This is a genomic window from Mesorhizobium sp. M0306, from assembly GCF_040321655.1.
Taxonomy (GTDB): Bacteria; Pseudomonadota; Alphaproteobacteria; order Rhizobiales; family Rhizobiaceae; genus Mesorhizobium.
Genome location: NZ_JAMYRY010000047.1, coordinates 19130 through 28799 on the forward strand (window position 1 = coordinate 19130; position 9670 = coordinate 28799).

Sequence of the window (9670 nt, forward strand, 5' to 3'; positions counted from 1 at the left end):
TCATTCAAGTATAAAAAAATCGATGTCCACGAAAAAAGAATTTTATTCTGTCGTTTTATACATTTCGCAAATATTGGAGGATTCGGTTCCAAATCGCAAATTTATTGGGTGATAATAGGATAAAAATCTAGGAATATGGCGCAAATTAGGATGACATGGGCCAAGGTCAGCCTTGCTTAACTCATGTTGGGCTTGAAATTCCACCAGAATGGGCGCATCTGTACGTCATTGTTGTCGTTGAGGCGTGCCTTAACCGTCCATATTGTTGGATTTTGTATTAGCCACGTAATTACATACCATATTTATATTAGCAAAAAGTTGTTTGTAAAGGACGCCGTCATTTCTGGCGAAGCCCTATCGATTTGAAGAGAGAGAGATTGTGAAAGTTCGCTATTTGAATGCGCCTGCCGGGTCGGGCAAATCCTTTCAAGCAATTTCGACACATGCCGTCCGTATGGCTCTTGATGGCGAGCGGGTGCTTGTCGCTATGCCTACGAAAGAGCTGATTGGGCAGGCTATGGCCGATCTAGGCGGCTACGGCGTTCAGGCAGAACAGATTGTAGCTAATGCTGAGACTGCGGCGGGCGAAAGGAGCGTCGTCAGTCGTCTGGTCAGAACGCTCAGGCAGCCAGATAGTTCTGGCCAAATCGTCCTCATCACGCATGAGGGCCTGAAAATGCTCCAATACAGCGGCCAATTGGATTGGCACCTCATCATCGACGAGGCTCTGCAAGTTCACGCTTCCTTTGACCCGATCATTGACGAAGATGTCATGACGCTGGCGAACGCCTGTTCAAGGACTTCCTGTCCGTGGAGCGGTCTGACTGAATTCACTCTCAGCAAAGACCCAAGGCAAACAATTGAGTTTCCGGAAAAGGTTTCTGAACGGACACAGGTGCATAAGCTGGCGTGGACGCTGAGTGCCAAGCACACGAACGTATATGTGCCCGATAGTAGCATTGCGGCGCTGCATTCGAGTGATCCGGGGAACAGGAAATTCATTGCCTTCTCCATGGTTCGACCGAAATTGGTAGAGCCATTCAAGAGCGTTCTGATCCTGAGCGCCAATTTCGAAAACTCGCTGATCCACAACCTCTGGTCGATCATTGGCGTCAAATTCGTCGAAGACACGGAATTGGCTTCATGCTTGCGGTTTCGTGAACATGACGGCAGTAGGGCGACAATACTCTATGTCATGGATCGTCCGTGGTCCTCGGCCAAGCAGGGGCGCCTATTCACGGACAATGACGAGTTAACGGTCCATGATGCCATCGTCCGGAAAGTGTCCGAGCATTTCGGGAATATGCCATTTCTGTGGGTGGCCAATGCCGTGCACAAGAACAATCTGTTTCCCAGCAATCCGAACGCCCAGCGGCTGCCGAATGTTTCCCACGGTCTGAACCATTTTCAGGACTTTACCAATGTCGTTTTCTTGCCGGCGTTGAATCCGAGTCCCGTGGAACTCGCCTATTTCAAGAAATTGGGCCTCACCGAGGAACAGGTGAAGACCGGTCGATTTTATGAATCTGCGTATCAGTCGGTTATGCGGTGCTCACTTCGCTCACAGAATGACACTCGGCCTGTTCAGATCATTGTCGTGGATCGAGCAACAGCCGATCATTTGCATCAATTGTTGCCGGGATCGTCAATAAACAAGCTTGGTTGGCTTAATGACGAACAATCTACACAAAAAAAACCCGGTCGCCCACAGAAACATAGCAGCAATGCAGAGAAACAAGCTGCTTATCGTTCTCGAAAAAATGCATTGTCGGATCATGAGTCGTTTGTTGCTGATTCCAATAAGATAATCCTGGACGATTCCGGATATTGCAGCAGCCGTTACGAAAACTATATCAATACTAATATAGAAAACGTAACAAACGTGTTCTGGGGTTCGCAATTCCAATCCAGAACGGCAAAAATCGCCACTCATTTATTCCTTTGTGATTCCGTCAACGACTTTGTTGCCCAGTTGAAGGAAATGTCATTGGAGAAAGTGGGCGGAAAGGAGGACCGTTACCTGATCAGTCCGGCCTATTTCAATCCGAGAGAGGGGGTTGAGACACAAAAAGGGAAACAGAACATCGAATTCCTTCGAGGAATTTGGTTGGACAATGACGGGGGCGGAATTCCCCCCGAAGCAGTTTCTAATTTGTTCCCAGAACTCCAAATGGCGATCTTCAATTCGTACAACAGCACGAAGGCGAACCCTCGCTACCGGGTGTTCATCCCGACGACCACGGTTTTCGGTCCGCAAACCCACGACACGGTTATCAATGAGATTTGGTCACGATTTCATAGGGCCGGATACGAGGCGGACACGTTAGATCAGTGCGAGGATGGTCGTCGGTTTCACGGATTTGATCGAAGCAAAAAGCCTGCGGCGAGCTTGTTTTATCTGCCATCACAGGCCGCAGACCCGTATGGGAATATATTCCTCGAATTCGATGACGGTCACAGGAAGCCGTTGGAACCGAAAGACTGGATTAGAAAATATCATCGAGGACCAGAAATCCTGACCGAAAAAGTGCTTGGCGATCAGGTGGACCCATCAGTTGATTGGGCAAAAGTGGAGGCTACGAAAGTGGCATGGCGTAATTCGCCCAAAACGCCCGGAAGCGGAAACGGTAATTTTTTCAAGCTGGGTTTGAAGCTACAATTGGCCGGCTTGTCGTGGGCAGAAATTGAAGTTCACCTTCGCCAAGAAGCGATCTTTGCACGGAACCCAATGGAGCGTCACCGGCAAATTCCATCCATCATAAGCTCTCTGAAAATTTATACGATGGACCAGAAAACCCGGAAGGCAGCATAGTCGTAACCTCCGGGTCAGTTTCAAGCACTATCATTCATGCTGGACCGACTTGCTGCAATGTCTTGCTGCTGGTTCAATAGCCGTTCTGCCGAACTGACCCGGGGCCACCATGAATCAACAAGTCCTTTCGTCCTTCATCTGGTCCGTGGCAGATCTTCTCCGGGGGGACTATCGACAGTCAGATTATGGCAAGGTGATCCTCCCATTCACGGTTCTCAGGCGATTGGATTGCGTTCTAGAGTCAAGCAAGGCGGCGGTTCTGGCCGAGTTTGCGGAAAAGACCAAGGCCGGATTGAATCCAGAACCATTCCTGCTCCGAAAGTCGGGGCAGAGTTTTTACAACACTTCCGAAATGGACATGAAGCGGCTGCTGGGCGATCAGGACCACATCCGTGAAAATCTATTCGCTTACATCCAAGCCTTTTCACCGGAAGTTCGAGACATCTTTGAACGGTTCGACTTCGCCACTCAGGTCGAGCGTCTGGCGAAGAACGGATTGCTTTATCTGGTGGCCGAGAAATTCGCCGGCATCGACCTGCATCCGGAGCGGGTCAGCAACAGTCAGATGGGGCATGTTTTCGAAGAACTGATCCGGAAGTTTGCGGAAATCTCAAACGAGACGGCTGGTGAGCATTTTACACCCCGTGAAGTGATCCGGCTGATGGTCAACCTGATCTTCGTCGAGGATGACGACGTATTGTCGAAGCCGGGCGTCGTTCGCACGATCTATGACCCCACAGCTGGCACCGGCGGCATGTTGTCGGTTGCCGGCGAACATCTTGAAGATATGAATCCGCAAGCTCGACTGACCATGTTCGGACAGGAACTCAATGACGAGTCCTATGCGATCTGCAAAGCCGATATGCTGATCAAGGGGCAAAATGTGGCCAACATCGTCGCCGGTAACACGCTCTCCGATGACGGTCACCATGGCAAGAAATTCGACTACATGCTGTCCAATCCGCCTTTTGGCGTTGAATGGAAAAAGGTCGAAAAGGAAGTTCGTCGGGAACATGAAAGCCAAGGCCATAATGGCCGGTTTGGTCCCGGACTTCCGAGGGTGTCGGACGGCTCGCTTCTGTTCCTAATGCACCTACTTTCGAAGATGCGACCTGCATCGGAAGGCGGTTGCAGGTTCGGCATCGTCCTGAACGGTTCACCGCTGTTCACGGGCGGAGCTGGTAGCGGCGAAAGCGAAATCCGCCGCCATCTGCTGGAAAATGATCTGGTCGAAGCCATTATTGGGCTGCCTACCGACATGTTCTACAACACCGGTATCTCCACCTATGTCTGGATTGTGTCGAACCGAAAGCCTGACCATCGTAGGGGCAAGGTTCAGTTGATCGACGCATCATCGATGTGGCGAAAAATGCGGAAAAGCCTTGGATCGAAGCGCCGGGAAATGAGTGGCGATCAGATTGCCACGGTCACCAATTTGTTCGGGGATTTTACCGAAGCGCAGGCCGCAATCGTGGTCGATGGCGAAGGAAGAGAATTGAGCCGTGGGGTGATCCGGGATGGGGAGCCTAGCCCCATTGCTCCTGAAGGCGGAAAGGTGAAGCTTGCCCCTGTCTCCCGCATTTTCCTCAACGAAGCCTTTGGCTATCGCACGATCACCGTCGAGCGCCCACAAAGAGATGAGGATGGCAGGTTAGTTCTTGGCGAAAGAGGCAAGCTGAAGGGTAAGCCACAGCCGGATTCATCGTTGCGTGACACCGAGAACGTGCCTCTAGAAGAGGGAATTGAAAGCTACTTTAGGCGGGAAGTTCTGCCACACGCAGCGGATGCGTGGATTGATCATGAGAAGACCAAGGTCGGATATGAAATCCCGTTTAATCGGCATTTCTATGTTTTCGAGCCGCCCCGTTCATTGGCCGAAATCGACGCCGATCTCAAGCTGGTCACCGACCGGATAAAGTTCATGATCGAAGGGCTGGCGGCGTGAGCTTTCCTTCATACAACAGTTACAAAGATTCCGATCTTAAGTGGCTCGGGAAGGTGCCTAGTCACTGGAGCATCGGACGGTTCAAGCGTATCTTTGAGGAGCGGAATGAACGCTCCGGAGATGCTGCGGAACAGCTGCTGTCCGTATCCGCTTATACCGGCGTATCTCCTCGATCTGAAATCATTGCCGAAGGCGATCCCTTAACCCGAGCGGAGAGCCTCGAAGGCTATAAGGTCTGCTACCCAGATGACTTGGTGATGAACATCATGCTGGCGTGGAGCAGGGGTTTGGGTTTTTCTCAATTTCAGGGCATTGTTAGTCCGGCCTACTGCGTTTTTCGAATAATTGACGACAGCAGTCCCAAATTTCTTGATTATTTGGTCCGGTCAAACGAATGCACATTGTATTTTAAGATGTTCTCTGCCGGGGTAATTGATTCTCGACTCAGACTTTATCCCGATGTGTTTCGCTCGCTCTTTTGTGCAAAGCCGCCCCTTTCCGAACAAATTGCCATCGCCGCCTTCCTCGACCGGGAAACTGCCAAAATCGATGCGCTGGTAGATGAACAAAAACGGCTGATCGACCTGCTGAAGGAAAAGCGGCAAGCAGTCATTGCCCATGCCATTACTAAGGGCCTCGACTCTCGTGCTGCGATGAGACCATCCGGCGTGGAATGGTTAGGGGAGGTGCCGGCGCACTGGGAAGTGGTTGCGGCTAAGCGAATCGCCAGTGTGTTCGTGCCGCAGCGGAACAAGCCCGACCTTAATGCTGAAGGCGACGGATTCCCTTGGGTCACGATGGAATTGATGGGCTCTCAAGTTGTGAGGTCCGCTCAGCTCTATGTGTCTCGGGGCGCCGCAAGTGCGGCAGGGTCACGACCACTCGCCGCCAACGCTGTTATTGCCAGTTGTGTCGGAACATTTGGCGTTGCGTCGATAAATGAAGTGGACGTCATCATCAATCAACAACTTCAGGCTTTCGTTCCGGGGAATGCCATTCTGCCTGAGTTCTTGCGGCTCTGCGTCGAGTTGGCTCGCCCGTATTTCGAGATGGTCGGCACGGCTGCTACACTGGCGTATGTCAATCAGCAGGGATTTGAGAATCTTCCAATTTGCTTGCCGGCATTACCGGAACAACGGTCAATTTTACAGCGGGTTAAAGAGGTCACCGGCTACATTGATCAGCTTGCCAAAGAGGCTGGGCATGCCGTTGCGGTTCTTCAGGAGCGCCGCAGCGCCCTGATTTCCGCCGCCGTCACTGGCAAGATCGACGTGCGTGATTGGGTGCCGCAGCAGGTAGCAGCTGAATGACCATCCATAAAGAAGTCAGTTTCGAAGACGAAATCTGCGGGCATCTTGCCGCCCATGGATGGCTTTATGACAGCGCCAGTGCCAGTTTGTATGATCGAAGCCGTGCCCTGTTTCCGCCCGATCTCATAGCTTGGATTCAGGGAACGCAGCCAAAAGCATGGGAAGCTCTCGTCAAGAACCATGGCGCTTCTGCCGAGTCCGTCCTGTTTGATCGCATTCGTAAACAGCTTGATGATCGTGGCACATTGGATGTGCTGCGCCACGGCGTTGAACTGATCGGCCTGAAACAGCCTTTGTCACTGGCGCAATTCAAGCCGGCGATGGCGATGAATCCTGAGATTGTCGCCAGATATCAGGCCAATAGACTTCGTGTCGTTCGACAGGTCCGATATTCCAAATCCAATGAGAATTGCCTCGATCTGGTGCTGTTCCTCAATGGCATCCCGGTCGCCACGGCCGAACTGAAAACCGACTTCACACAGACCATTGACGACGCCATCGACCAATACCGGTTTGACCGTAATCCGAGACCAAAAGGCCAGTCGCCGGAACCCCTTTTGAATTTTCCGAGCGGGGCATTGGTGCACTTTGCTGTCAGCAACAGCGAAGTTCACATGACCACGCAGCTGGCAGGGCCGGCGACCCGCTTCCTGCCCTTTAATTTGGGTGACAATGGTGCCAGGGGCAATCCGGTCAACCCGCATGGCCATCGCACCAGCTATCTGTGGGAACAGGTTTGGCAGCGGGAAAGCTGGCTCGAAATCATTGGCCGGTATCTGGTCACGAAGCGGGATACGAAGAAGCAGATCGTCGGCGTGATATTCCCCCGCTACCATCAATTGGACGCAACCCGAAAACTACAGCAAGCCGTTTTGGCCGAAGGAGCCGGTGGAAAATTCCTGATTCAGCATTCGGCAGGTTCGGGCAAAACGAACTCGATTTCGTGGTCCGCTCATTTCCTTGCCGATCTGCATGACGAGAAGAATGAGAAGCTTTTTTCCACCGTCATCGTGGTCTCCGACCGCAACGTCATTGATTCACAGTTGCAGGAAGCCCTGTTCGATTTTCAGCGGACCACCGGCGTGGTGGTCACCATCAAGAGCGAAGGAGAGAGCAAGAGCGGGCAACTGGCCAAGGCGCTGAACGAAGGCAAGAAGATCATTGTTTGCACCATCCAGACTTTTCCTTTTGCGCTGGAAGCGGTTCGGGAATTGGCAGCAACGCAAGGCAAGAAATTTGCCGTGATTGCCGACGAGGCGCATTCGTCGCAGACCGGCCAAGCCGCCTCGATGCTGAAGCAGGTTCTTTCGCCCGAGGAAATTGCCGAACTGGGTGATGGTGGCGAGATCAGCACGGAAGATTTGCTGGCTGCCCAAATGGCGGCACGGGCGAATGAAAAAGGGATCACCTATGTTGCCTTTACCGCCACTCCGAAATCAAAAACGATGCAACTGTTCGGGCGGCTTCCGAAACCGAATGAGCCTGTTGGTCCCGACAATCTGCCTGCACCTTTTCATGTCTACTCGATGCGGCAGGCCATCGAGGAAGGATTCATTCTCGACATCCTGAAGAACTACACGCCGTATCGGCTGGCCTTCAAATTGGCGAATGGCGGCAAGGAATGGGATGACAGGGTAGTCGAACGTGATGCGGCTCTGAAGGGCATCATGCAATGGGTTCGGCTTCACCCCTACAACATCAGCCAGAAGGTTCAGATTGTCGTTGAACATTTCCGGGAAAACGTTGCTCCTCTGCTCGATGGCAAAGCCAAGGCGATGGTGGTCTTGGCGAGCCGAAAAGAGGCAGTCCGCTGGCAGATCGCCACCGAGAAATACATCAAATCCAAGGGCTACAGGATCGGAGCGTTGGTTGCGTTTTCCGGCGAGGTTGATGACAAGGAAAGCGGTCCCGACCCATTCACGGAAAACAGCAAGGAGCTAAATCCGAACCTGAAGGGACGGGATATCCGGGAAGCTTTTGCCGGCGAGGAATATCAGTTGCTGCTGGTGGCCAATAAATTCCAGACTGGTTTCGATCAGCCGCTTTTGTGCGGCATGTATATCGACCGGCGGCTTGCCGGGATTCAGGCGGTGCAAACCCTTTCCCGGCTGAATCGCTCTCATCCCGGCAAAGATACAACCTACATCCTCGATTTCGTGAACAGTTCGGACGACATCCTTGCGGCCTTTCGAACCTACTACGACACGGCGGCACTGGAGGCTGTCACCGATCCGAACCTTGTGTTCAACCTACGGGCCAAGCTCGATGCCAGCGGCCACTATGACGATTATGAGGTTGATCGAGTTGTTAGGCTGGAAATGGACCCAAAAAGCCAGCAGGGCGACCTTGTGGCGGCTTTGGAGCCGGTCGCTGACCGATTGCTCAAGAAATTCAAAAACGCTCAGGAGGGCCTGCAAATCGCCTTGGACAAGGGCGATGAAAAGGCCACTGCCGGCGCTCGTGACGAAATCAATTCGCTGATCCTGTTCAAGGGCGACATGGGAGCCTATCAGCGGCTATACAGCTTCCTGTCGCAGATATTCGACTACGGCAACACCGCCATCGAGAAACGGTTCATCTTCTACAGACGGCTGGTTCCGCTGCTGGAATTTGGCCGGGAAAGGGAAGGCATCGACTTGTCGAAGGTGGTCCTGACCCACCATAATCTGAAATCTCAGGGCCGGCTGCCGCTGGCGGTCAACGAGGGCGAGAAGGGGAAACTTGCACCGCTTTCCGAGGCCGGTTCGGGCAGCGTTCAAGATAAGGAAAAGGCGCTGCTTGCTGAAATCATCGCCAAGGTGAATGACCTTTTCGAGGGCGATCTGTCCGACGATGACCAGCTTGTTTACGTGAACAACGTGATCAAAGGGAAACTGCTGGAATCCAAGGAATTGGTTTTGCAGGCCACCAACAACACGAAAGCGCAGTTCGCCAATTCGCCGACCCTTTCGGACGAAATTATGAACGCAATCATGGACGCTCTTGCTGCACATACGACCATGAGCAAGCAGGCGCTCGAGTCAAAGAAAGTCAGGGATGGTTTGAAGGATGTGCTCCTCGGACCAGCGCAACTTTACGAGGCGCTTCGGAATCGGGCAACTTTCGGCGAGGGCGAGCGGGTTTAGATGCGCTTACGCTGGTGGTGTTCGCATAGAAAATCCCTCGACGGAGAGACCGGAAGGTCAAGCGCCTTGCCATCCGGATCGTATCCGCCCGGTATGAGAGATCGACCACGATTTTCAGGATGCGCACATCGAGCGCCCAATCCCATCGCCACCAACCAAGCCAAATGCCGGCAGTTGCCACACTTCCTGTTTTCATCGATCTGGGCGGTGTTCATTGTCATTGCCAACATGGAGAGGCATTGCCCCTGAAGCCTTGCGTTTCTCGCCGGCAAGATATCTGCTGAGCGAGTCCTCCAGATGGTCAAACCGCTCGACCCCATCCCTCTGGTCGAGTTCAGCCAGTGTGAATCCGGGGATCGCCTTTCTTTTCTTCTTGGTCGATTTGGTGTTCAATTAGGTCGTGAACCCATAAATGGGAATGAGGGAGATGGGTGAAAAGCGATCGTTGCGTCGTTTGACAGATCGCGCATATTGTCGA

The 9670-nt window shown here is 52.6% G+C and carries 4 protein-coding genes; all 4 read left to right on the top strand.

Translation table 11 applies throughout. From position 1 onward, the window contains the following. The first annotated feature begins 379 nt into the window (after window positions 1–379). On the top strand, window positions 380–2812 hold the full coding sequence (locus NKI95_RS32220) for a DEAD/DEAH box helicase (RefSeq protein WP_352721872.1): 2433 nt from the start codon (window positions 380–382) through the stop codon (window positions 2810–2812). A 109-nt stretch (window positions 2813–2921) separates the two neighbouring features. Beyond that, complete coding sequence (locus tag NKI95_RS32225; RefSeq protein ID WP_352721873.1) at window positions 2922–4757, top strand: type I restriction-modification system subunit M; 1836 nt, start codon at window positions 2922–2924, stop codon at window positions 4755–4757. Then, window positions 4754–6067 carry a restriction endonuclease subunit S gene (locus NKI95_RS32230; protein ID WP_352721875.1) on the top strand — a complete coding sequence of 438 codons (1314 nt, stop codon included), beginning with the start codon at window positions 4754–4756 and terminating at the stop codon, window positions 6065–6067. The genes NKI95_RS32225 and NKI95_RS32230 overlap by 4 nt, the downstream gene beginning before the upstream one ends. Then, window positions 6064–9192 carry a type I restriction endonuclease subunit R gene (locus NKI95_RS32235; protein WP_352721877.1) on the top strand — a complete coding sequence of 1043 codons (3129 nt, stop codon included), beginning with the start codon at window positions 6064–6066 and terminating at the stop codon, window positions 9190–9192. Before NKI95_RS32230 ends, NKI95_RS32235 begins: the two co-directional genes overlap by 4 nt. The last annotated feature ends 478 nt before the right edge of the window (window positions 9193–9670 follow it).